The organism is Bacteroides ovatus (assembly GCF_001314995.1).
In the GTDB taxonomy this organism is placed as follows: domain Bacteria; phylum Bacteroidota; class Bacteroidia; order Bacteroidales; family Bacteroidaceae; genus Bacteroides; species Bacteroides ovatus.
Genome location: NZ_CP012938.1, coordinates 177,216 through 201,714, shown reverse-complemented (window position 1 = coordinate 201,714; position 24,499 = coordinate 177,216). Strand labels below are relative to the sequence as shown.

At 41.9% G+C, this 24,499-nt stretch carries 18 protein-coding genes; 9 read left to right on the top strand and 9 right to left on the bottom strand.

All coding sequences use genetic code 11. The annotated features are described in order from the left end of the window. Window positions 1–104: 104 nt before the first annotated feature. From Bovatus_RS00730 to Bovatus_RS00720, 3 genes are read right to left on the bottom strand one after another with little or no spacing between them, the layout of a single operon-like run. Window positions 105–1,484, bottom strand: a complete 1,380-nt coding sequence (locus tag Bovatus_RS00730) for an efflux transporter outer membrane subunit (RefSeq protein ID WP_004297381.1) — start codon at window positions 1,482–1,484, stop codon at window positions 105–107. Continuing rightward, on the bottom strand, window positions 1,484–4,588 hold the full coding sequence (locus Bovatus_RS00725) for an efflux RND transporter permease subunit (RefSeq protein ID WP_004297380.1): 3,105 nt from the start codon (window positions 4,586–4,588) through the stop codon (window positions 1,484–1,486). Before Bovatus_RS00725 ends, Bovatus_RS00730 begins: the two co-directional genes overlap by 1 nt. A 3-nt stretch (window positions 4,589–4,591) precedes the next feature. Beyond that, window positions 4,592–5,848: an efflux RND transporter periplasmic adaptor subunit gene (locus tag Bovatus_RS00720; protein ID WP_004297379.1), complete on the bottom strand. Its 1,257-nt coding sequence runs from the start codon at window positions 5,846–5,848 to the stop codon at window positions 4,592–4,594. A gap of 272 nt (window positions 5,849–6,120) precedes the next feature. On the opposite strand from Bovatus_RS00720, the gene Bovatus_RS00715 reads away from it, so the two are divergent. Next, the gene (locus Bovatus_RS00715; protein WP_004297378.1) at window positions 6,121–8,337 is read left to right on the top strand and encodes a patatin-like phospholipase family protein; all 2,217 of its coding nucleotides are present in this window, start codon (window positions 6,121–6,123) and stop codon (window positions 8,335–8,337) included. 354 nt (window positions 8,338–8,691) lie between these two features. Here the strand turns inward: Bovatus_RS00715 and Bovatus_RS00710 are convergent, their stop codons facing one another. The 4 genes from Bovatus_RS00710 to Bovatus_RS00695 form a co-directional block, all read right to left on the bottom strand. Then, window positions 8,692–10,155: a carboxypeptidase-like regulatory domain-containing protein gene (locus tag Bovatus_RS00710; RefSeq protein WP_004297377.1), complete on the bottom strand. Its 1,464-nt coding sequence runs from the start codon at window positions 10,153–10,155 to the stop codon at window positions 8,692–8,694. Between the two features lie 46 nt (window positions 10,156–10,201). Next, window positions 10,202–11,419, bottom strand: a complete 1,218-nt coding sequence (locus Bovatus_RS00705; protein ID WP_004297376.1) for a hypothetical protein — start codon at window positions 11,417–11,419, stop codon at window positions 10,202–10,204. 6 nt (window positions 11,420–11,425) lie between these two features. Then, complete coding sequence (locus Bovatus_RS00700; RefSeq protein ID WP_004297375.1) at window positions 11,426–12,175, bottom strand: YjbH domain-containing protein; 750 nt, start codon at window positions 12,173–12,175, stop codon at window positions 11,426–11,428. 414 nt (window positions 12,176–12,589) lie between these two features. Further along, a complete protein-coding gene (locus Bovatus_RS00695) occupies window positions 12,590–13,543 on the bottom strand; it encodes a tyrosine-type DNA invertase cluster 3b (RefSeq protein WP_004312018.1) in 954 nt (317 codons plus the stop codon). 860 nt (window positions 13,544–14,403) lie between these two features. Here Bovatus_RS00695 and Bovatus_RS00690 point away from each other — a divergent pair. The 8 genes from Bovatus_RS00690 to Bovatus_RS00655 all read left to right on the top strand — a co-directional run bounded on the left by Bovatus_RS00690 (window position 14,404) and on the right by Bovatus_RS00655 (window position 23,944). Next, entirely contained in the window at window positions 14,404–14,673 is a 270-nt protein-coding gene (locus Bovatus_RS00690) for a hypothetical protein (protein ID WP_004306027.1), read from the top strand. Between the two features lie 7 nt (window positions 14,674–14,680). Continuing rightward, complete coding sequence (locus Bovatus_RS00685) at window positions 14,681–15,235, top strand: 1-acyl-sn-glycerol-3-phosphate acyltransferase (protein WP_004297371.1); 555 nt, start codon at window positions 14,681–14,683, stop codon at window positions 15,233–15,235. 101 nt (window positions 15,236–15,336) lie between these two features. Continuing rightward, a complete protein-coding gene (locus Bovatus_RS00680) occupies window positions 15,337–16,113 on the top strand; it encodes an amidohydrolase (RefSeq protein WP_004297370.1) in 777 nt (258 codons plus the stop codon). 148 nt (window positions 16,114–16,261) lie between these two features. Continuing rightward, a complete protein-coding gene (locus Bovatus_RS00675) occupies window positions 16,262–18,253 on the top strand; it encodes a glucosamine-6-phosphate deaminase (protein ID WP_004297369.1) in 1,992 nt (663 codons plus the stop codon). A 194-nt stretch (window positions 18,254–18,447) separates the two neighbouring features. Next, the gene (locus tag Bovatus_RS00670) at window positions 18,448–21,357 is read left to right on the top strand and encodes a golvesin C-terminal-like domain-containing protein (RefSeq protein ID WP_004297367.1); all 2,910 of its coding nucleotides are present in this window, start codon (window positions 18,448–18,450) and stop codon (window positions 21,355–21,357) included. Between the two features lie 79 nt (window positions 21,358–21,436). Further along, on the top strand, window positions 21,437–21,754 hold the full coding sequence (locus Bovatus_RS00665) for a hypothetical protein (RefSeq protein WP_004297365.1): 318 nt from the start codon (window positions 21,437–21,439) through the stop codon (window positions 21,752–21,754). After that, the gene (locus Bovatus_RS00660; protein WP_004297364.1) at window positions 21,754–21,978 is read left to right on the top strand and encodes a sulfurtransferase TusA family protein; all 225 of its coding nucleotides are present in this window, start codon (window positions 21,754–21,756) and stop codon (window positions 21,976–21,978) included. Before Bovatus_RS00665 ends, Bovatus_RS00660 begins: the two co-directional genes overlap by 1 nt. Before the next feature lie 106 nt (window positions 21,979–22,084). Then, window positions 22,085–23,944 (top strand): YgiQ family radical SAM protein, encoded by a 1,860-nt coding sequence (locus Bovatus_RS00655; protein WP_004297363.1) that lies wholly within the window; start codon window positions 22,085–22,087, stop codon window positions 23,942–23,944. A 4-nt stretch (window positions 23,945–23,948) separates the two neighbouring features. Here the strand turns inward: Bovatus_RS00655 and Bovatus_RS00650 are convergent, their stop codons facing one another. Together Bovatus_RS00650 and Bovatus_RS00645 are read right to left on the bottom strand one after the other, a co-directional pair. Then, complete coding sequence (locus tag Bovatus_RS00650; protein WP_004297362.1) at window positions 23,949–24,245, bottom strand: type II toxin-antitoxin system RelE/ParE family toxin; 297 nt, start codon at window positions 24,243–24,245, stop codon at window positions 23,949–23,951. Further along, complete coding sequence (locus Bovatus_RS00645; RefSeq protein ID WP_004297361.1) at window positions 24,233–24,445, bottom strand: hypothetical protein; 213 nt, start codon at window positions 24,443–24,445, stop codon at window positions 24,233–24,235. The genes Bovatus_RS00650 and Bovatus_RS00645 overlap by 13 nt, the downstream gene beginning before the upstream one ends. Window positions 24,446–24,499: the final 54 nt, after the last annotated feature.

Below are 24,499 nucleotides of genomic sequence, written 5' to 3'. Positions count from 1 at the left end.
CCGGGCTTGAGAAAGTCTGGGCTTTGCGCATAAAAAAAGGCTGTGTCAGCGTTTTGACACAACCTCTTTACGTTTTCTTCAGCGAGCTAATTTATAATATAATTCTAGGGATTCTGCTCCCAGCCTCCGCCAAGAGCCTTATAAAGTTGAACCACCGCAATCAACTCGTCACGAATGGCATTACTCAATCCGATTTGGGCATCAAAGTATCCACGTTGGGCATCCAACACATCCAGATAGTTGATGACTCCATTGATGTACTGCAATTGTGCCAAGTCCATGTAGCTCTTGGCCGAACGTTCCAGATTGGCACGAAGTTCGTACACTTCCTTAATCTTGTTGAAGTTGACAATCGCATTACGTGTTTCCTTGAAAGCTTCCAGTACGGATTTCTCATAACTATGTACTTCAGCCTCATAAGCAGCCTTTTTCGCTTTCAATGCCGCACGGTTCTTTCCCCAACCAAAGATAGGAGTTAATAAAGCTCCTTCCATAACTGCATAGGGAGATTTCAAGAGTTCCGACAAAGAAGTACTTTCACTACCGAAACCACCTGTCAGGGCAAGACGCGGGAACATATTCGTATAGGCCACTCCTACTTTTGCATTGGCAGCAATCAATTTCTGCTCTGCCTGACGAATGTCGGGACGGCGTTCCAACAAAGTAGACGGCAACCCTACAGGAAGTGTTTCCGGAGAATTAAACTCCTGAAGCAAACGGGAACGGGCTATCTTATTAGGATATTCACCCGCAAGATAAGCAATATCGTTCTCTTTCAGGGAGATTTTACGTTCCAAGTCAGGAACCAAAGTGGCCGTACGTGCCAACTCCACTTGTGCCTGTCGATAGGAAGTCTCGGAAGTCAATCCACCGGCAAACCGGATACGCGCCAGGCGCACCCCTTCTTCACGGGCTTTCAATGTCTGTTTGACAATATCAAGCTCTGTATCCAAAGCTACCAGTTCATAGTAAGCCTGTGCCACTTCAGCCACAATCGTCATCTGCAATGCACGTTGTGCTTCAATAGATTGCAGATACTCGGCAATGCTGGCCGAACGCGCCCAACGCAGATTTCCCCAAAGATCGACTTCCCACGAAACGAGGAATTGTGCTTCAAAGGTATCCGATCTCTTGAAAGCATCTCCTCCATGATTCTCGAGTTCGCGTTCCCCTGTCACTTTTCCTTTAATATCCGGAAGCAATGCAGCCGTAGAAATTCGTTTCTGCGCAGCCATTTCTTTCACACGGGCAGCAGCAATCAGCATATCTTTATTATGATCCAATGCACGCTCTATCAGACTTCTCAATGTAGCATCTGTATAAATATCCCTCCAGTCCTGGTCACCGAAGCTAACCGAATCCTGTGATCTTTCCAAGCTGTCGGGTAAATGAAGATCAGGACGGACATAGCTTTTCCCTACCTTGCAGGAAGTCAGTACTCCGGCAAGTAACAGGATAGCAATATATAGTTTCTTTCGTTTCATTATTTCTTATGTTTTAAGATTTTCGACTTTGTTTTATACACCATCACAAAGAAGAACGGCACAAGAATGATACCAAATACGATGGCAAATATCATTCCGAAAAATACACCTGTACCGATTGCCTGCCGGCTTGCCGAACCCGGACCACTTGCCAGTACCATCGGAAGCATACCGAGCACAAAGGCAAGAGAGGTCATCAGAATCGGACGGAAACGCAATTTGGCTGCGTATATGGCCGATTGCACCAAGTCTTCACCTTTATCTACCTGCACCTTTGCGAACTCTACAATCAAAATTGCATTCTTAGCGGCAAGTCCGACCAACATAACCAAGCCAATCTGGAAATAGACATCGTTTTCCAATCCGCAAACCCATACTCCCAAATAGGCTCCCAAAGCAGCCACAGGTAAAGAAAGCAACACAGCAATAGGCACTGTCCAACTTTCGTATTGTGCAGCAAGGAAGAGGAAAACGAACAAGAATACCAGTGCCATCACCATACCCGTCTGACCTCCCGCCTGCTTCTCCTGATAGGAAAGGCCGCTCCATTCCAGTCCGATATTATCGGGAAGATGATCGCGGGCAATCTGTTCCATGATCTCCATCGCCTGTCCGGAACTATATCCTTGCGCAGCTGCTCCACGAATAACGGCCGTAGTAAACATATTGAAACGTTTGATACTTCCCGGTCCTGTGGTATATGATGCATTTCCCAGAGAAGTCAATGGTACCATCGCTCCATTGGAGGCTTTCACAAAAAACAAATTAATATTGTCTTTGTGTTCGCGATAAGGAGCTTCTGCCTGAATATAAACCTTATATATACGGTTGAACATATTAAAGTCGTTCACATAAACCGAACCGGTATAAGCCTTCATGGTAGAAAACACATCAGCCAAAGGTACACCCAGCATCTTCACTTTGTCTCGATCCACATCAAAATAGAGTTGTGGGATTTCCGACTGCAAAGAAGATGACAAGCCCGCCAACTCTTTGCGTTTGGATGCGTAGTACATTAATGTATCTGTCGCGTCTACCAAATTATCAAAAGTGGCTTCTCCACGAGCTTCCAGCTGCATCTCAAAACCTCCCGAACTACCGAGCCCCGGAATAACCGGAGGAGTGGACAGATAGACTTTACATTCCGGATATTCCTCAAGATGTTTCTCTACCGTATGCATGATCTTCTCAATAGTGGTACTCTTCCGTTCCTCCCAAGGTTTCAGGATCACCGTCAGTTCTGCACGTCCCTGGTTACTTCCGACACGAGGACTACTTCCCGTTACATTCTGTATATACTCAATGTACGGGTTCTTTTCCAGATAAGCAATGGCACGCTCTGTCACGATACGGGTACGTTCCAGAGTAGCCCCTTCCGGCAGTTCCAATTCAATCTTGAAATATCCCTGATCTTCCACAGGTAAGAAACTGGTCGGAATAATGCGATGAATCAACATGATAGCAATCAACACCATACCAAAAGCACTCAAAACTCGACGAGGATGCTTAATTGTACGAGTTACGGCAGCTACATACTTATTACTACCGATACCCAGCCATTCATTAATCTTCCGGAAAACGATATTCTTTTTCTTCCCGCTATCCGGTTTCAGAATCAGCGAACACATCACCGGACTCAATGTCAGAGCCACGACCGTAGAAATAAGCACGGATACTACAATTGTCACCGTAAACTGGCGATACAACTGTCCTGTAATCCCACTTAAAAAGCTAACCGGGACGAACACAGCCGCCAATACCAGCGAAGTGGCAATCAAAGCACTGGCAAGTCCGTTCATCGCTTTTTTCGTAGCTTCATAAGGACTTAGGTGCTCCGTTTCCATGATATGTTCCACACCTTCCACCACCACAATCGCATCATCCACCACAATACCGATCGCAAGGATCAATCCGAGCAATGTCAGGATATTCAATGAGAAACCGAAAATCAACATGAATCCGAAAGTACCGATCAATGAAATAGGCACCGCCACTACCGGAATCAACGTTGCACGCCAGCTCTGCAAGGATAAATAAACTACCAGAACCACCAATACCAACGCTTCAAACAACGTCTTATATACTTCATGGATAGATTCGGAAATATAAGTCGTCATATCGAACGGAATCTCATAGCTCAATCCCTCCGGAAAGTTCTTACTAATCTCATCCATTGCCTCTTTTACTCTCTCGGCCACTTCCATCGCATTAGCACCCGGTAACATATAAATACCAAGCACGGCAGCATTTTCACCGTTGATACCACTCTCTGTATTATACGAAGAAGCTTCCAGCGATACACGTGCCACATCTTTCAATCGAATGATAGAACCATTCGCATTGGCACGTACTACGATATCTTCAAATTGTCCTACAGTGGAAAGACGTCCCTGTGTCGTGATAGGAATCGTGATATCCAATCCTTGTACAGGCTGTTGTCCCAGCACACCCGCTGCTGATTCACGATTCTGATCTTTCAATGCATTCTGCAAATCCTGTACGGTCAGTCCGAAGTTTGCCAGCTTATCCGGCTGCGCCCATATCTGCATGGCATAATAACGGCTACCGATATTGGATACACGTCCCACTCCGGGAATACGGCGAATCACATCGAGCACATTGATGGTAGCAAAGTTACTCAAGTAAATCTCATCGAACTTTGGGTCGGTAGAAGTCAAACAAAGCGTCATCAACTGACTGGGAGCCTGTTTTTCTACCGAAATACCATTCTGAATCACTTCCGCCGGCAAACGGGATTCTGCCAGTTTCACACGATTCTGAATCTCAACAGCTGCCAAATCCGGATCAGCAGATACATCAAAAGTAACTGTTGCCGAAAAACCTCCGGAGTTAGAACTATTTGATTCCATATAAAGCATCCCCGGAGTACCATTGATTTCCTGCTCAATCGGGGTAGCTACTGCCTGTGATACAGTAAGTGCACTCGCACCCGGATAAGAAGCACTAATCTTCACCACCGGAGGAGTAATCTGCGGGTATTGATCCACCGGAAGCATCGTCAGACCAATAATACCGACAATCACAATCACGATGGAGATTACAGCCGAAAAGACCGGCCTATCTATAAAAAAAGTAACTTTCATCGTTTATTCTCCTTTCGCGTTATCCTTCGTTCCGGTAACATTTTCTTTCGCCCCGGCCACTTCATTTTTTGTCGCAGTTATACTATCCTGGGCTTCTGCATCCGGTTGGCTCACCCGTACTTTCATACCCGGAGTCAACTTATGGAACCCTTCTACAACTACCATTTCTCCTTCTGCCAATCCTCTTTCTACCACCACATTATTCCCGACTTCCGGTCCTAATTCGATAAAACGTTTCTCTACTGCATTATCCCTGCGCATGGTATAAATATATGCTCCACCCTTTTCGATGGTAACGGCTTTCATTGGAACAACGAGTGCTCCTTCACGAACATCCAGCAACAATTTCACCTTTGTAAACTGTCCCGGCAACAATACTTGTTTCGGATTAGGCATTTCTGCACGTACAGAGAAAGTGCCGGTTTGAGGATCCACCTGGGGTTCGGCAAAATCCACGTATCCTTTGAATGGATAGACTGTGTTATCTGCCAATGTTATGGTAATATTGGGCTGCCAGGAACGGGTAGAATCCTGCTGTCCCAAATTAATATTTCTTTCTTTACTCTTCAGATAATCGAGTGCCGTCATACTAAAATCAACCAACACCGTATCACTCTTCACAATAGTAGCAAGCAATGATTTTCCCCCGGGTCCCACTAACGTACCCAAATCCACATTTCTTTCACTAATGTGTCCCGACAAAGGCGAACGGACAATGGTGTAGCCCAGCTCCAATTCAGCCTGTGCCAAATCCGCCTCACTCATGGCTACCGTTGCCTCAGCACTTTCATAAGCAGCTTCCGCATTATCCAAATCCAACTGGCTTGCAGCATTCTGCTCAAACAACGGACGGATACGTTTTAAATCACGCTCCGCCTTCAAAGCCTGCGCTTCGTCTTTTTTCAACTGCGCTCTGGCCTTATCAGCTTTGGCACGATACTGGTCCTGATTAATGACAAACAAAACCTGATTCTTATTGACATATGTACCTTCGGCAAAAAGCATATTTTCCAGATAGCCTTCCACCCGGGCACGGACTTCGACGAACTGTTGGGCACGAATACGCCCTACATACTCCCCGTATATCTCTACATCATCTTTCACTACCGGTTCTACAATGACTGTCGGCATTTCCGGCGCAGCCTTCTGAGGTCGGGTCAGTATCCAATACACACCCAACACAAGTACCACACATATAATAGCAGCAATGGTTCTCTTTCTCCTCAGTTTCAACTCATGTTTCGAAAAGAATAATCTCATATCGAATCTTATTATTTAATTTAACTTATGTTTGTTCTATACTCTTTCTTGCAATTAGTATGCCAAAATTCATTACACCTATTATTTACTGGTATTCAGTCTATTATATTTTGCCTTAAGAAATGTAGAAATGTAGAATCCACCAGATAAAATGTAGAAATTATCCACATTTCCGACTTTTGGAACATTTTTTTTAATTCCCATTTCAACAACTAAACAAATTATGCTCTACATTTGTATTATATTAAACATCAATACTAGACCATGTCCTAATGAAAAAACAAATCTTTTCAACATTAGTTTTATCAATTGGCATCTTATTGCCTTTTTCTTTGCATTCTCAGGAACAAAGAAAAAAGGTAGGTGTCGTTCTAAGCGGCGGCGGTGCTAAAGGAATGGCACACATCAAAGCACTGCAAGTGATCGAAGAAGCCGGAATTCCTATTGATTATATAGCCGGCACCAGCATGGGAGCTATCGTAGGCGGTCTTTATGCCATCGGTTATACTCCGGAACAATTGGATAGCATGGTACGAAAACAAGATTGGACATTCCTATTGAGTGACCGTATCAAAAGAAGTGCCATGTCATTAACAGATCGTGAGCGATCTGAAAAATATACAGTCTCTATTCCTTTCACCAAAACTCCCAAAGATGCCGCTACCGGAGGAATCATGAAAGGACAGAATCTGGCTAATCTATTTTCAGACCTTACCGTAGGGTATCATGACTCTATCGACTTTAATAAACTTCCCATTCCTTTTGCCTGTGTAGCAGCCAATGTTGTTAATGGAGAACAAATTGTATTCCATGACGGAATACTCTCTACTGCCATGCGTGCCAGTATGGCTATCCCCGGTGTATTTACTCCGGTACGGCAAGACAGTATGGTATTAGTGGACGGTGGCATTGTAAACAACTATCCGGCAGATGTTGTGAAAGCCATGGGGGCCGATATTATTATCGGAGTAGACGTACAGAATGCTCTGAAGAAGGCTGACAAGCTCAATAGCGTCCCCGACATTCTGGGACAAATTGTAGATATCACCTGTCAGTCTAACCATGAAAAAAATGTAGATCTCACAGATACCTATATCCGTGTCAATGTAGATGGATATTCATCCGCCAGTTTTACTCCAGCCGCCATTGATACCCTGATGCGTAGAGGCGAAGAAGCAGCAAAAGCCCAATGGGGTTCATTGCTTGCTTTGAAAAAGAAAATAGGAATAGCCGAAGATTATACCCCGAAACAACATGGTCCTTATTCTTCTCTTTCTAATGCGCGTACGGTTTATGTGACGGACATCTCATTTTCCGGTGTAGAGGTGGATGATAAAAAATGGTTGATGAAGAAATGTAATCTGAAAGAAAACAGCGATATTTCCACTCAACAAATAGAACAGGCCCTGTATCAGTTACGTGGCAGTCAGTCCTACTCCAGTGCCAGTTATACGTTGAAAGAGACACCTGAAGGTTATCACCTCAACTTCCTGTTACAGGAAAAATATGAAAGAAGAATCAACCTGGGCATCCGTTTCGATTCGGAAGAGATCGCATCTTTGTTGGTCAATGCAACAGCAGACCTCAAAACTCGTATTCCTTCCCGCCTGGCTCTTACCGGTCGGTTGGGTAAACGATATGCTGCCCGCATAGACTATACGCTGGAACCAATGCAACAGCGTAATTTCAACTTCTCGTATATGTTCCAATACAATGATATCAATATTTACGAGGAAGGCGACCGTGCCTATAATACAACTTACAAATATCATCTGGCCGAATTCGGCTTCTCTGATGTATGGTACAAGAATTTCCGTTTCGGACTCGGTCTTCGTTTTGAATATTACAAATACAAAGATTTCTTGTTCAAGAAACCTGAAATTTCCGACCTGAAAGTAGAATCCGAACACTTTCTAAGTTATTTTGCCCAAGTGCAATATAATACCTATGATAAAGGACGTTTCCCTTCTAAAGGAAGTGACTTCAGAGCCGCCTATTCACTCTATACGGATAATATGGCACAATACAACGAACACGCTCCATTTTCAGCACTGAATGCTTCGTGGGCAAGCGTCATTCCTGTAACCCGCCGTTTCTCTATCATTCCTTCCATTTATGGACGTATCCTGATCGGAAGAGATTTTCCCTACCCGCTGCAAAATGCCATTGGCGGTGACGTACCTGGTTTCTATATTCCACAGCAATTACCATTTGCCGGGGTTACCAATCTGGAATTGATGGATAACACCATTATGATTGCATCTATTAAGTTCAGACAACGCATGGGAGCCATTCATTATCTTACACTGACGGGTAACTACGGACTAACAGATAGTAATTTCTTCGATATATTGAAAGGCAAGCAATTATTCGGTATCAGTGCAGGCTATGGAATGGACAGTATCTTCGGGCCATTGGAAATATCATTGGGATATTCCAATCAGACGGACAAAGGAAGTTGCTTTGTGAATTTAGGGTATTACTTCTAATGTAATACAGTATTTTCGAAAAGCAAAAGAGGAGACCGCTTCACAGTGACCTCCTCCTTCTATACTCTATATGAACATGCCCCAAAGGGTTTATTGGAAAAGGAGCATATTCAAAAGGGTTTTATCTTAAAATGAATAATTAAAAACTTATTATACTGCCATCAACTTGACAAACGGTATCAAAGTCATATCAACGATCTTCACAGACAGTTGATATTTGGGGAAATGTGCATCAAAATAAAATCTGATGCATGGGGCCAATTAGGTAAAGAAGTACCTCTGTACTTTTTTCTAATCGACTAAGGCAGGGATTCAATGCTACAAATGAATCTAAGCCCCTTACTATAAAACATCTTAGATACTACCACCCTTACCACCGCTATGTGTCGGATTATAAGTAACCGTTTTATATTGATGGTCCGTACCGGTATAACGAGTTGCTGTAATCGAAACAGACTTTGCAGTACCCTTAAACTTTACATTAGCCGTCAACGTGGTAGTACGGACTTTTGCATAGCAAGTATAACTCATGGTAGTATATCCGTTTACATTTACAGTGTTATAAACACGTTCAGTTTCCGTAATGCCAGATACCGATCCCATTAATGAGAACATACGAGTTTTCATAAAAGCAACCATTGCATTCACCGTTTTTGTATCTTCAGCACTAGCACCAGCTCCTAATTGCGATTTAACTTCAGCAACAAGACCAGCATCATTCTTATCATAGTCCCAACCAGACTTTTCCTTATATTTCAGTTCAATGCCAGCCACCGCTTTAGCATTCTCGCTATTATCACGACTAGCTTGTCCTAGAATATTAGTTGTCACAGTTTCATTACTAATCTTGCTATATACTTTATTCTCTATAGCATAAGCAGAGAAGTGATCGACTTCGGCTGTATATGCAGTGACAGCTCCACTTTCTGTAGTAGAAGATATATTTTTAATTACATTTCCATTATTATCTTTTGCATCCCCCCATTCTCCTGTATTTGGATTCTGATAAGTAAGTATCATATCAGCATCAGCGAATGTTATTCCAGGGATAGGATTAGGAATAGAAATCGTAACAGACTTCTTAAATTTCAAACCAGACGGTTCAAATTTAGCAGCAGCTAAAGGTATGCTTTTAGGTACATCTCTATTCACGTCCTCTGCCTTTACTTCAGTAGTTACTTCTTCAGGAGCAGGAACAAAGGTTGTCACACTAATGTTGACTTTACCATCTTCAACAATTCCTGCTTGTTGTTGAGATGCCTCAATTGCATCTTCCGGTATTGTCAGTTCGACTTTCACGAGCGGTTTATCCTCTACCACTTCTTCCGGAGCAACTTCTCCCGGCTTTTCAATTGCCTGATTCGATTCACTATTATCCTCTACTTTAGTTTCTCCTGTAGCCTCTATTGACACAGCAGTTTTCGGACTCTCCTTTGTCAAAGCCAGAGCTACCGTTACCACACTACGATTCTCTGCATTATTTGCAATGACAACTGACGTTTTCTGTGAAAGATATCCATTAGAAGACGCTTCAATACTATAAGTACCTGTAGCACTTTCTGTAACAGAGAACTTACCATTCGAGTCGGTTGTGTAATTTTTACTACCCACTTTTACCTTTGCCCCATCCATTGCTGCTCCTCCGGAAGTCACCGTCCCCATAATGTAATACTCTACAACCGGTTTCGGAGTTTCAACAACTTCCCCTTCTGCCGGTTTCGGATCGTCATCATCATCGTGACAGGCTACTGTCGCAAAAGTTAACATACCCAAGGCTATCGCCATGGCACCCACATAAAACCATTTTACACTTTTCATAATGTTCAAATTTGTTAAAAATACTAGTTTAAATATCAATCATGTTTCACTTCTCACTCGTTCTAATCAAATAATATCGAATATAATCCGGCTGCCAGAAGTGTGAATTCTCTGCCGACTTAGGTTCAACACTATAACTTTCGCCCAATGAACGATGAGCGTATTCATTCCCGCTACGCATATCATACTGAAAAGCAAAATATTCGGGAAGCATCACCCGTAGCAGATGTCGCCTGCGTTTCTTTCCCGGTAATGGAATAGAGAAATTAAACCCTGCATTCGTTGCTCCATCTGTGTACATACCATATATACCTACAATATATTCGCCGAAATAGCGTGAAAGAGTTCCGCGTACTCCATAATCTCCATAAATAAAGCGGGCCCCTTCTACTTTCACCAAGGTATTCACTTCCGGCACATAATATCCTACGCTAATCTGTCCATTGACTCTTTTCCACTTACTCATTTTCCAGTCACTGCCATAGAAATGGGAAGAACCGGTAATTCCTCCTCCACCTTCTACCGTCCACCTGCCGTTTGCTGAAAAATAGCCGATTCCTGCAGCAAGTCCCTGACGGTCATTAGAGAAACTACCGCCAGTGAGGTATCCTTTCCAATGGTTAGCCAAGCGAAAATCCTGACGCAAAGCCATGAATCCCAAGCGAACGCAGTTCCACTTACCATCTTCATTACTTACAATAGGCAAAGAAACCTGCATCCGTAGCGAAGCTCCTTTCCATAATTGCATTTCCAGGGCAGGTTGCAACTCGAGTGCCGCCTTATACAACTTATAAGTTACATTATTGACTAACATCACGTTGGGATATATCACAAAATCTACCTTACCGAAAGAACTTTCTTTTCGTTTTACACCTTTCAGCTGACGCACAGCAGTTCCGGTAGAAGTAGTCATCCCCATCTTACGATACACTTCATCCAACGTACATTCACCGGACTGACATTTTTGAATCAAATCTGCAGGGATAGTTATACATAATTGTGGTAGGGCATTATCTAATATAAGTAGCTGCAAAGTCGGTATTTCCGGTATAACAACCAAATGGCGTATAGCAATACCGATTCCATTATAAATACCTCTATAGGCAGAGGTCTCAAAAGCCGCAGTTATCGTGTCCCTTTTCTCCACAACTGAAATATTCTCCATTTCCAATTCTTTCAGTGTCTCACTCACACGAACTGGCTGTGCCTGTAACAAAGAAATACCACAGAGAAAAACAGCAGTCACACTAACAATCCTTTTCATCTTCTTTTAATGTATTAATGTACATTCATACCGCAGACCAGCGGAAACACACGTAAATTCACGAGTAAACACATTGACGGACAAATGCTTCCAAAAGCGCATGGCAGCCCCCATATTCCATCCATGCGTATCATATTCCACCATCAATTTCAATTCTTTGCAAAAAGAAGGCGTGTAACGGACACCTCCGAAAGGTCCTTTATTAAATACCCGGCAATCGCCTTGATGAATATACCATCCGGCTGTGACAGCCAATTGATCTCCTGAACGAAATCCGATAGTCTTTGTCAACACACCATAATAAGCTCCCCAATATGGAGTCTTCTTCTCAGTCAAAAGATCATCTCCACCAATCACAACAGCCGGAAAATAGCGGCTTTCTTTTATTGGACGAATGCGAATCGTATTAGAACGGTCCTGATTATGATAACCCGTTCTGCCTGTGCCGGTTGTCATTTTGAGTAATGTCATCCGATAAGTGAATTCGATAAAAGAGAAAAGAGTCATATCTACAAAATAGTTCATGGTAGGGAAACTGAAAACCGATGGAGTAACCTGTTCTGGTAAGAAATTGACTCCTCCCGTAAATGTACCGGTCTCTTGCATTTCAGCGGTAGGTATCATCAACTGCCCCGTTGTTCCCATGGAATATTGCGCATGAATCAGACCGCTCATCGGAATGAGTATCAGAAATAGAATACTACCTTTTAACGAAATAAATGGCTTATTCCTAAAAGCCGCTTTAGTTTGTTTCATCTTTATTTGTATGTTATACTTTTAAATAGAGATATTCTCAAAACTTTTTTGATTAATCCACTATTTTTACCTTATATAATTCTGTTACTTCTTAGGTAACAGTAAACACACAATCGAGACCAACCGGAATGAGAACAGAGAAAAACATCGACAATTACAGTGAGAGAAGAGCTTTTGCCTTTAGCGAAGGGGAAAATTCTTTTTAAAACAGGACATATAAATCATTGGGCATGAAGATATAATTATTTCATGTTCGGATTTTTTTTTGCCGTATGCATCAGATAAAACGAAAAAAAATGGGAGAATATTTGTTTGCTATTTATATTTTTGTCTATCTTTGCGTCATATTTGATTCCGTTACCTAAGAAGTAACAGATACATTTAAATGCTGATTATTAAAGTTTTGTCTATATATCACCTGCCTGCATTGCAATCTCTAACGTAAGATAAATTCTTTCTATTTACTTCTGTACGTTCTCTTAATCCAAAGCCTTTCAGATATATTTGTGTGGTTTTAATAGATTTGTGCCCCAACGATTCACTTATCATTTCAATAGAAACTCCGCGGTATTTGGCAGTAGTGGCCCAAGAATGTCGGAAAGTATATGAAGTGACAGGCGAATTTAAGCGCAACGCTCTCGCCAAATCCTTCAAACAATTATTAAATCTACGAAGAGCAGACTGATATTCCTTATATGCTTTTTCATCTTTTCGCTTCTTATCACTATGTAAAATATCGAATAAATAGTCGGGACAATCAGGAAGAGCAGGTTTATTGCTTCGAAGCTGATTCATCATCTCCTTTGCACTTTCGAGAATTTCCAGGCTCATTGGTGTTTTAGTCTTGATACGATTATATTGAAGCACATTCCGGTCTAAAGCCGACTTCTCTAAATGCGCCAAATCTGCGAATGACATTCCACAAAACTGAAACATTAAAGCGGCAATCGTCTGCGTACGACGCAAACGTTCGGATTTCGGATCCTCATATAGAAGTTTGTGTAACTCGGTCACAGACAATGCTTTCTTTTGCCGGATATCCACGCCTGTATAAACATCATGAAACAACCGGGGAACATAAGGGGCACTTCCCGCTTCTACTCCCCGATTGTAGATACTACGAAGCATACGCATATAAGTAGAAATCGTATTGAGCTTTAATCCGGACTCGTAAAGATGCTGTCCATAGCAACGTAAACATTCTCGCGTGACTTGCCTGAACGATATGTTCAATGTTCCACAAAACTTACTAAAAGAAAAAAGAGCATTCTTATAAACATGAGCGGTAGAATATCGCCCTTCTTTCCGCAAACGCTCAATGTACGCTCCGGCACATTGGCTAAATCCATTTTTATTAATTTTTTGCATCATTAGTTATTTTAGATTATACAATAAATTAAGAGAAAGAACAAAAATAACCTACTTTATGATTGCAGCTATTATAAAAAAGAAAAATAAGAGAAACACCGTCATTCACGTGAAAGTTATTCTTGTACTTCGGTGAGAAAACAAGTGAAACCGATACAAAAACGAGGGTATCCAAAGAGGGCTGTACAAAGCGCTGAAACGCCTGCCAGTAAAGGGGGAAAAGCCAACGAAAACCAGTAGAGTAAAGTAGAGAAGAGAAAAGTATTATTTCTGTTATAAATAATAGCAATAATATAGGGCAGAGAAAATGGCTTTGGTTGCTACCGCTGTCGGTCCGGATCACTTTGTCGGTGCCGTTTCTATTCCCGTGTCCCTCATGAGTTGTTCGTCCGGCAGATGACCGACTCTCGTCCGGCAGGTTGTTGATGCTCGTCCGGTGGGTAACGGATATTCACACGGTAGATAACGTACGTTTGTCCGTTAGGTAAATTCTATATTATTTCTCGGGCTACCGCTTCACTAAAAATAACATTTGGCTCATACATAACCAACATTGGTTAAGTAAGTGACTTACCCTATCAACTGTTGAACTAAATAAATTACTCATTAGTGATCCGAAATGAACTAAATAGGAATTTATTGAAACGCAGATTAACAAGTAAATCATATAAATACTATTCAGGATCACAATCAAACCGTTATTCCATCAATAATAGCCTGTGAAATTATTTAAATGAAGAGATAGAGTTAAGAAGATGAAGGCCTGAATAATGTTTTTCCCTATATTATTCGCTAGAATCAAAGAAAGTGCCTATCTTTACCGCAAGTATTTTTATTATTCACCATTAAATGTAAAGATTATGGCAAGTAGAAGAGAACTCAAAAAGAACGTAAACTATATCGCAGGAGAATTATTCACCGAGTGTTTAATCAACAGTATGTTTATCCCTGGCACAGACAAGGTAAAAGCAGATGAACTGATGGCAGAGGTACTGAAGATGCAGGATGAGTTTGTCACTCGCATCAGCCACACAGAACCGGGCAACGTGAAAGGTTTTTATAAGAAATTCCGTGCTGATTTTAATGCAAAGGTAAACGAGATTATTGAAGCTATAGGGAAATTGAACTAACAACAGAATGAAAAAAGCAATTTATAGCTTTATCTATTACCGCCTGTTAGGATGGAAGACAAACGTTACGGTGCCTAATTATGATAAATGCGTGATATGTGCCGCTCCACACACAACAAACCTTGATTTATTTATTGGAAAACTATTTTATGGTGCTATAGGCCGTAAGACAAGTTTCATGATGAAAAAAGAATGGTTTTTCTTTCCACTTGGAGTTTTTTTCAAAGCAGTTGGCGGAATTCCCGTCAACCGTAGCCGAAAAACTTCGCTAGTAGATCAGATGGTTCATAATTTTGCTAAATATAAAAAGTTTAATTTGGCTATCACTCCCGAAGGAACCCGCAAAGCGAATCCAAACTGGAAAAAAGGTTTTTATTTTATAGCTTTGAAAGCACAGGTTCCTATCGTCCTGATTGGTATTGATTACAGCAAGAAAACGATTTCGGCAACGAAAGCTATCATGCCGTCAGGAGATATTAATAAGGACATGAGAGAAATCAAACTTTATTTCAAGGATTTCAAAGGAAAACATCCGGAGAATTTTGCTCTTGGAGAAATATGATTTAAGTATTAGGTATTAAGTATTAATCGTAGCTTTTGATATACTTATCCGCACGGCTTAATACTTAATACTTAATACTTATTACTTAATACTTAGTTATCATGGAGTCTATCCGTATTTCTATCATACAAACCGATATTGTTTGGGAAAATAAACAAGAAAATCTCCGTTTGCTCCACGAAAAGCTGCAAAGTCTTCGTGGAATAACGGAGATTGTTGTTTTACCGGAGATGTTTTCCACCGGATTCAGCATGCAGAGTAAAATGCTGGCAGAGCCGAACTCCGGAGCAACCATTACAATACTCAAACAATGGGCTGCCCAATTTCAGCTAGCCATTTGTGGAAGTTATATAGCAACTGAAAACGACCAGTTCTATAATCGGGCCTTCTTCCTGACACCGGAAGGAGAAGAATTCTATTATGACAAACGTCACCTGTTTCGTATGGGAAGGGAAGCCGAACATTTTTCGGTCGGTGACAAACGACTTATCATCCCCTATCGTGGATGGAATATCTGCCTGTTGGTTTGCTATGATCTCCGTTTTCCTGTATGGAGCCGGAACGTAAACAACGAGTACGACCTTTTAATATATGTAGCCAACTGGCCTATCCCCCGCCGTCTGGTTTGGGACACTCTGCTCCGGGCGCGTGCTTTGGAAAATCAATGCTATGTATGCGGTGTCAACAGGGTGGGTATAGACGGATATCAGCTTACATATAATGGAGGAAGTAGAGTTTATTCTGCTTTCGGAGAAGAAATCGGCTCATTTCCAGATGAAAAGGAAGGAATAGCTACTGTGAGTCTTAATCTGAACACTCTCAACCAATTCAGAGAGAAGTTCCCGGTATGGAAAGATGCAGACGAATTCCATCTGTAACATTGGCAAAATAACAAATGTTAAAAACAGATTCTTGCAGCAACAATACCTAGAACTCGGTAGTTAATTATATAGACTTCTTTTGTATCTTTGTCGTGAAAATACAGTCGTAAGGACGCTAATCTTACATAACTTAATTAACAACTTTATGAAAACAAATCTTAGTTCTCAAATCAGTCTCCACCGGGTCTCCCCCAGATACTACAGACCGGAGAATGCATTTGAAAAATCAGTCTTGACAAGACTCGAAAAAATCCCTACGGACATCTACGAATCCGTAGAAGAAGGTGCTAACTATATTGCGCGCGAAATAGCACAAACCATCCGCGAGAAACAAAAGGCAGGACGTTTCTGTGTATTGGCTCTTCCCGGAGGAGATTCACCCAGCCACGTATATACCGAGCTTATCCGTATGCATAAGGAAGAGGGACTTAGCTTCCGCAATGTGATCGTATTTAATATGTATGAGTATTATCCGTTGTCTCCCGATGCAATCAACAGTAACTTCAATGCTTTGAAGAGTATGCTGCTGGATCACATCGACATTGACAAGCAGAATATATTCACTCCCGATGGAAGCATTGCCAAAGATACCATCTTCGAATATTGCCGTCTGTATGAACAACGCATTGAAAGCTTCGGAGGTATTGATATTGCTTTGTTAGGGATTGGTCGTGTAGGTAACATTGCGTTCAACGAACCGGGTTCCCGACTGAATTCTACCACTCGTCTGATTTTGTTAGATAATGCATCACGAAACGAGGCATCCAAGATTTTCGGAACGCTGGATAATACGCCGATCAGCTCCATTACAATGGGAGTAGCTACTATTCTTGGCGCAAAGAAAGTTTATCTGCTTGCATGGGGTGAAAACAAAGCAGCTATGATTAAAGAGTGTGTGGAAGGTCCGATCACTGACACAATTCCTGCTTCTTATCTGCAAACTCACAATAATGCACATGTAGCTCTTGATCTTTCAGCCGCTATGAACCTGACACGTATCCAACGTCCATGGTTAGTCACTTCTTGCGAATGGAATGATAAATTAATCCGCAGTGCAATCGTTTGGTTGTGTCAGTTGACCGGCAAACCGATTTTGAAGTTGACAAATAAAGACTATAACGAAAACGGTTTGAGTGAACTTCTAGCACTTTACGGTTCTGCGTACAATGTAAATATCAAAATCTTCAATGATTTGCAGCACACCATTACCGGATGGCCGGGCGGTAAGCCTAATGCTGATGATACCTATCGTCCGGAACGCGCAAAACCGTATCCGAAACGTGTGGTCATCTTCTCTCCGCATCCGGATGATGATGTTATTTCAATGGGTGGTACGCTTCGCCGTTTGGTAGAACAAAAGCACGAAGTACACGTAGCTTACGAAACTTCCGGTAATATCGCCGTAGGTGACGAAGAAGTAGTTCGTTTCATGCATTTTATCAATGGATTCAATCAGCTCTTCAATAATAGCGAAGATTTGGTTATCAATGAAAAATATATAGAAATACGCAATTTCCTGAAGGAGAAGAAAGACGGTGATATGGACAGTCGTGATATTCTGACTATCAAAGGTCTGATTCGTCGTGGTGAAGCCCGTACAGCTTGTACTTATAATAATATACCGCTGGAACGTTGCCACTTCCTCGATCTGCCATTCTATGAAACAGGTAAGATTCAGAAAAACCCAATCAGTGAAGCAGACGTAGAAATTGTACGCAACTTGCTCCGTGAAATAAAACCTCACCAGATTTTTGTTGCTGGTGATTTAGCCGACCCACATGGAACTCACCGTGTATGTACAGACGCTGTATTTGCTGCTGTCGATCTTGAAAAAGAAGAAGGTGCCAAATGGCTAAAAGACTGTCGTATCTGGATGTACCGTGGTGCGTGGGCTGAATGGGAAATCGAGAATATTGAAATGGCAGTGCCTATCAGTCCGGAAGAACTTCGTGCAAAACGTAACTCTATCCTGAAACATCAGTCGCAAATGGAAAGTGCTCCGTTCCTGGGTAACGACGAACGTTTGTTCTGGCAACGTAGCGAAGATCGTAACCGTGGTACAGCTACTTTGTACGATCAATTGGGATTGGCTTCTTACGAAGCAATGGAAGCATTTGTAGAATATGTTCCATTATAAGAGTAATCATTCTTAATTAAGAGAATATAAAACAATGAAAGAAGAGTGGGAAGTTTCGATACTTCTCGCTCTTTTTTGTTTATTTTTGCGGGGAGAATTAAACGCGGATTAACGCAGATTTTCGCAAAGAAAAATAGAATAAAACAATCTGCGATAATCCGTGATAATCTGCATTTAGCAAAAAAGCAACAAGTATGAAGAAAATAATAGTATTTTTTCTAGGCCTTACATTCTGTGCAACTTTTCTTTTTGCGCAGGATATTGAAAGAAATGTAAAAGAGCGGCTGACGGATTACTTCAACCAATATACCGCAACAGCCAAAATCAGCACTCCTAAACTGAATAGCTTCGATATTAATTACGACCGTAAGACGATTGCAATCTATGCATCGGAGAGTTTCGCCTACCAGCCTTTCCGTCCGGAAACTGTAGAAAACATTTATAATCAAGTTAAAGAATTGCTTCCGGGTCCCGTTCATTATTACCAACTCACCATTTATGCGGATGGGAAACCCATTGAAGATTTGGTACCTAATTTCTACCAGAATAAGAAAAAGGATAAGGAGCGGTTATCCTTAAATGTAGATTATAAAGGAGCTCCCTGGGTGAAAAACACTTCACGTCCTAATGAAATCTCACGCGGACTACAAGACCGCCACATTGCAATCTGGCAAAGCCACGGCAACTATTTCAAAAATGATAAAAACGAATGGGGATGGCAACGTCCCCGATTATTCTGCACCACAGAAGACATGTTCACTCAATCTTTTGTCCTTCCTTATGTAATTCCAATGCTGGAAAATGCAGGAGCGATTGTCTATACTCCCCGCGAACGAGATACACAAAAGAATGAAATCATTGTAGATAATGATACCCCCAATGCTTCCCTTTATTTGGAAATGGGGGGTAAAAAGATTAATTGGGCAAATGCTCCGGTAAAAGGATTTGCTCAGAAGAAAACAATCTATAAAGATGGAGAAAATCCTTTCACTGACGGAACCTGTCGTTTTATTCCGACAGAGAGAAAGAAAAAGAAGAATAAAGACCAGGTATTTGCCGAATGGGTGCCTACTCTGCCGGCAACAGGCAAGTATGCTGTTTATGTTTCCTACCAAACATTGCCCAACAGTGTAAGCGACGCCAAATATCTGGTATTCCATAACGGAGGAGTAACCGAATTTAAAGTTAATCAGAAAATAGGTGGAGGCACATGGGTTTACCTCGGAACTTTTGAATTCGATAAAGGGAGCAACGACTACGGCATGGTGGTACTTAGTAACGAGAGCAGCGAACATGGGGTTGTATGCGCCGATGCAGTACGTTTTGGAGGGGGAATGGGAAACATTGCCCGTGGAGGAAAAATCAGCGGGCTACCGCGTTACTTGGAAGGAGCACGCTACTCTGCTCAATGGGCGGGAATGCCATACGAAGTATATGCCGGACGAAAAGGTGAAAACGACTATACAGACGATATCAACACACGCTCTAACGTTATCAATTATTTATCGGGCAGTTCCGTCTATAACCCACAACAGTCGGGTCTGGGCGTACCTTTGGAAATGACGATGGCATTGCACAGTGACGCCGGATGCAGCAAAACAGACGAACTGATCGGATCACTCGGCATTTACACCACCGATTTCAATAATGGCAAACTGAATGCAGGAACAGACCGGTATGCCTCACGTGATCTGGCAGACATTCTGCTGACACAGATTCAGAAAGATATTTATTCAAGCTACAGCTTGCCGTGGACACGCCGCAGCATGTGGAACCGGAATTATAGCGAAACACGTCTTCCGGCTACGCCTTCTACGATTATTGAACTACTCTCCCACCAGAACTTCGCAGATATGCAGTTAGGACATGATCCGAACTTTAAATTTACAGTGGGACGTGCCATCTACAAAGGAATTTTGCAGTTCATTACCAACCAGCACGATAAAGAATACATTGTTCAGCCTCTGCCTGTGAGCAATTTCGCCATTCAATTTGGAAAGAAAAAGAATACATTAGAACTTTCATGGAAAGGCGAAGACGATCCGCAAGAACCGACTGCACGACCACGGGAATACATTGTATATACCCGCATCGGTTATGGAGGTTTTGACAATGGCACTTTAGTCAGCAAAACGTCCCACACCGTTAAAATAGAACCGGGACTTGTTTATTCATTCAAAGTAACTGCTGTAAACCGGGGTGGGGAAAGTTTTCCTTCTGAAATCCTTTCTGCCTATAAAGCCAAACGTGAACAGGGAAAAGTAATCATCATCAATGGCTTTGACAGAATCAGCGGTCCGGCGGTCGTTAACACTTCTGATAAAGCTGGATTCGATCTAATGCAAGATCCCGGCGTTCCGTATATATCGAATATTTCATTTTGCGGAGCACAAACCGGCTTCGACCGTACACAAGCCGGTAAAGAAGGAAAAGGAAGTCTGGGACATAGCGGAAACGAATTAGAAGGAATGAAAATTGCAGGAAACACGTTCGACTATCCTTTTATTCACGGAAAAGCAATTCAGGCAGCCGGAAAATATAGTTTCGTATCATGCAGCGACGAAGCAGTAGAGAACGGATTGGTTACATTAGAAGATTATCCGGTGGTAGATTATATTTTGGGACTGGAAAAAGAAGATCCTGCAAGTAAAGCATATTACAAGACATTCTCTTCGGCTATGCAACGGATTATGACCAGTTATTGCCAAGCGGGAGGTAACCTGTTTGTCAGTGGTGCTTATGTAGGAAGTGATATGAGTGGAACACAAGGAAACCGGGAGTTTACGGAGAAAATACTGAAATATGGTTATCAAGGTAGCCTGACGGATAAGAGTTCGAATCAGATTAAAGGATTGGGCCGTACTATTACAATCCCACGTCTGCCTAATGAAAGCAGTTATGCTGTACCTGCTGCCGATTGTATTGTTCCCGTAGATACTGCTTTCCCCGTATTTACGTATGCACCCGGCAATCAGAGTGCAGGTATTGCCTACAAAGGAAACTACCGTACTTTTGTATTGGGCTTTCCTTTTGAAAGTATCCAGTCCGAAGCAGACCGGGCAACCATTATGGCAGGCATTCTGGGATTCTTTACTCAAAAATAAAAAATATCCTTTTTTTTAATCCGTTTCTCATTTTAAATTCTATCTTTGCTACTATAATAACCTTTAAAACTAAAAAACAATGTATACTATACAAGCAAATCCCAGCGGTACACGCAGCATAGAAGTATCTAATGAAAACTTGAGAACAATTGAGAAATATGCTCTGTTCCGTCATCTTATCGACAGTACCGGTATTGTAGATGAAGCAGTTCTGGATAAGTTGAAACTTAATATCCGCTCCCTTATCGCCAGTCAGGAGGAAGACAGTAAAGACTTGTTGGACCTTTGTATTGACGTGATTTATCACAATAATATGAAGGCATTCGGCTTGCAACAGCTCATCAAGCTTTATCTTACCTGGCTCTCCAGTCCGGAAGCGGAAGAAGAGGAGGAATAATGATTACGGTAGATACCTGCGGAATAACAGCATACAGTCCGCTGATTCCTGCAATAAAAGCGATGTGCACTGCCACTCCGGGTGAAACGATAGAGATTATCATGAACCATGCTGATGCGTTTCAGGATCTAAAGGAATATCTGTCCGAGCAAGGTATCGGCTTCCGTGAAATCTATGACGGAGAACAAATGACATTACAGTTCACAATCAACGGGAAGTTTTAAGAAAACACTCCAATGATTGGAAGAAAACATCCTGATGATTGAAGTTAAACATCTCAATGAATAAAAAAATCATTGGGATGTTTTTTATTATCCGTATCTTTGCAGCATGAAAGAATATCGATTGACCGACTGGTTACCCACTACCAAAAAAGAAGTTGAACTTCGCGGATGGAATGAATTGGATGTCGTTCTATTCAGTGCTGATGCTTATGTGGATCATCCTTCTTTTGGTGCTGCCGTTATCGGACGCATTCTCGAAGCGGAAGGTTTGAAAATAGCCATCGTTCCCCAACCTAACTGGCGTGACGACCTACGCGACTTCAAGAAGTTGGGACGTCCACGGCTATTCTTCGGTATTTCCGGCGGATGCATGGACTCAATGGTTAATAAATATACCGCCAACAAACGCCTACGCAGTGAAGATGCTTATACTCCGGACGGCCGACCGGATATGCGCCCGGACTATCCTTCTACAGTTTACAGCCAGATACTAAAGAAACTTTTTCCGGATGTTCCGGTAGTCATTGGAGGAATCGAAGCTAGCTTAAGGCGATTGAGTCATTACGATTATTGGCAGGACAAAGTACAAAAGAGTATTTTGTGCGACAGCGGAGCAGATCTGCTCATCTACGGAATGGGAGAAAAGCCTCTTGCAGACCTGGTGAAAAATATGAAAAGCCTGCTCACCACTGAAGAACCTGTACTGACAAGCAGCAAATTTAGAACAATTATCGGATCTGTGCCCCAGACAGCCTATCTTTGTCGTGCAACAGAATGGACATCTGCCGAAGATGACCTTCAACTTTATTCACACGAAGAATGTTTGGCAGATAAAAAGAAACAGGCTAGTAACTTCCGACATATCGAAGAAGAATCCAACAAATATTCGGCTTCACGAATCACACAAGCAGTAGGGAATAAGATAGTCGTAGTCAATCCTCCCTATCCTCCGATGAGCCAGAAAGACCTCGATCATTCGTTTGATTTACCATATACCCGCCTGCCTCATCCAAAATACAAAGGGAAACGGATTCCGGCATACGATATGATTAAATTTTCCATCAACATTCACCGGGGATGTTTCGGCGGCTGTGCATTCTGTACCATTTCCGCCCATCAGGGAAAGTTTATTGTCAGCCGAAGCAAAGAGTCTATACTGAAAGAGGTAAAAGAAGTTATTCAGTTACCCGATTTCAAGGGATATTTAAGTGATTTGGGAGGTCCTTCCGCTAATATGTATCAGATGAAAGGGAAAGATGAAGCTATTTGCAAAAAATGCAAACGACCGTCATGTATTCACCCGAAAGTTTGTCCGAATTTGAATACCGATCACCGCCCTTTACTGGATATTTACCATGCCGTGGATACCTTGCCCGGAATCAAAAAATCGTTTATCGGTAGCGGTGTACGCTATGACCTGTTACTTCATCAAAGCAAAGATGAAGCTATCAACCGTAGCACTGCCGAATATACCCGTGAATTGATAGTCAATCATGTGAGTGGCCGGTTAAAAGTAGCTCCGGAGCATACCAGTGACCGGGTATTATCCGTAATGCGCAAACCTTCTTTTGAGCAATTTGAAACATTCAAAAAGATATTCGACCGCATCAACCGGGAAGAAAATCTGCGTCAACAACTGATTCCGTATTTTATCTCTTCGCATCCCGGATGCAATGAAGAAGACATGGCGGAACTTGCCGTTATCACCAAACGTCTGGACTTCCACCTGGAACAAGTGCAGGACTTCACTCCTACTCCGATGACAGTGGCTACCGAAGCCTGGTATAGCGGATTCCATCCATACACGCTAGAACCGATATTCAGTGCCAAAACCCAACGGGAGAAACTTGCACAACGCCAATTCTTTTTCTGGTACAAACCGGAAGAACGAAAAAACATCATCAATGAGTTGAGACGTATCGGACGTTCAGATTTGATAGACAAGTTATACGGAAAGAAAAGATAAATTCTTAAAAAGGGGCTTTATCAGGATCTTGGCGAGTATCAAAAATAGCTTCCACAAGAATATATTCTTCAAGCACTCTATAATATACCTTAAAGTAATCACAATGAAAAACACGTATATTAGGCACAGAAGTAGCTTTGTATATATATGGATATTTGGCAACTAACTTCAGAACATCGTTTATCATTGTATAGATAGAACGACTATATTTGGAATTTCCGTTTCTTACACGATAGAAAGTCAAAATCCGCCGCAAAACAATTGTAGCAGTTTCTGTCCACACAATCTTTAATCTAGCCATTGTTTCACCTGCTTATCGACCTCTTCTTGAGTATACAACCGACCTTCTTCATAATCCTTTTCCGAACGCATGATAATCTCTCTTTCATATTCCGTAGGGATATAAAGACTCATATCAGAAGCTGTCCTTTGATAAGCAGCTATCGGTTCATTAACCTGTTCCGGCATCTCATTTTCCTGTGGTTCATATTTTGCAGCCATATCTGTAATACCTAAATTATTATGAGTTCAAAGATAAACAGACTTATGTAATAA

Coding starts and splice junctions, on each gene's coding strand:
- Bovatus_RS00655 (WP_004297363.1), top strand. CDS start 22,085: ATGAAAGAATATCGATTGACCGACTGGTTACCCACTACCAAAAAAGAA.
- Bovatus_RS00700 (WP_004297375.1), bottom strand. CDS start 12,175: ATGAAACAAACTAAAGCGGCTTTTAGGAATAAGCCATTTATTTCGTTA.
- Bovatus_RS00690 (WP_004306027.1), top strand. CDS start 14,404: ATGGCAAGTAGAAGAGAACTCAAAAAGAACGTAAACTATATCGCAGGA.
- Bovatus_RS00670 (WP_004297367.1), top strand. CDS start 18,448: ATGAAGAAAATAATAGTATTTTTTCTAGGCCTTACATTCTGTGCAACT.
- Bovatus_RS00685 (WP_004297371.1), top strand. CDS start 14,681: ATGAAAAAAGCAATTTATAGCTTTATCTATTACCGCCTGTTAGGATGG.
- Bovatus_RS00730 (WP_004297381.1), bottom strand. CDS start 1,484: ATGAAACGAAAGAAACTATATATTGCTATCCTGTTACTTGCCGGAGTA.
- Bovatus_RS00650 (WP_004297362.1), bottom strand. CDS start 24,245: ATGGCTAGATTAAAGATTGTGTGGACAGAAACTGCTACAATTGTTTTG.
- Bovatus_RS00675 (WP_004297369.1), top strand. CDS start 16,262: ATGAAAACAAATCTTAGTTCTCAAATCAGTCTCCACCGGGTCTCCCCC.
- Bovatus_RS00665 (WP_004297365.1), top strand. CDS start 21,437: ATGTATACTATACAAGCAAATCCCAGCGGTACACGCAGCATAGAAGTA.
- Bovatus_RS00710 (WP_004297377.1), bottom strand. CDS start 10,155: ATGAAAAGTGTAAAATGGTTTTATGTGGGTGCCATGGCGATAGCCTTG.
- Bovatus_RS00645 (WP_004297361.1), bottom strand. CDS start 24,445: ATGGCTGCAAAATATGAACCACAGGAAAATGAGATGCCGGAACAGGTT.
- Bovatus_RS00725 (WP_004297380.1), bottom strand. CDS start 4,588: ATGAAAGTTACTTTTTTTATAGATAGGCCGGTCTTTTCGGCTGTAATC.
- Bovatus_RS00720 (WP_004297379.1), bottom strand. CDS start 5,848: ATGAGATTATTCTTTTCGAAACATGAGTTGAAACTGAGGAGAAAGAGA.
- Bovatus_RS00695 (WP_004312018.1), bottom strand. CDS start 13,543: ATGCAAAAAATTAATAAAAATGGATTTAGCCAATGTGCCGGAGCGTAC.
- Bovatus_RS00715 (WP_004297378.1), top strand. CDS start 6,121: ATGAAAAAACAAATCTTTTCAACATTAGTTTTATCAATTGGCATCTTA.
- Bovatus_RS00705 (WP_004297376.1), bottom strand. CDS start 11,419: ATGAAAAGGATTGTTAGTGTGACTGCTGTTTTTCTCTGTGGTATTTCT.
- Bovatus_RS00680 (WP_004297370.1), top strand. CDS start 15,337: ATGGAGTCTATCCGTATTTCTATCATACAAACCGATATTGTTTGGGAA.
- Bovatus_RS00660 (WP_004297364.1), top strand. CDS start 21,754: ATGATTACGGTAGATACCTGCGGAATAACAGCATACAGTCCGCTGATT.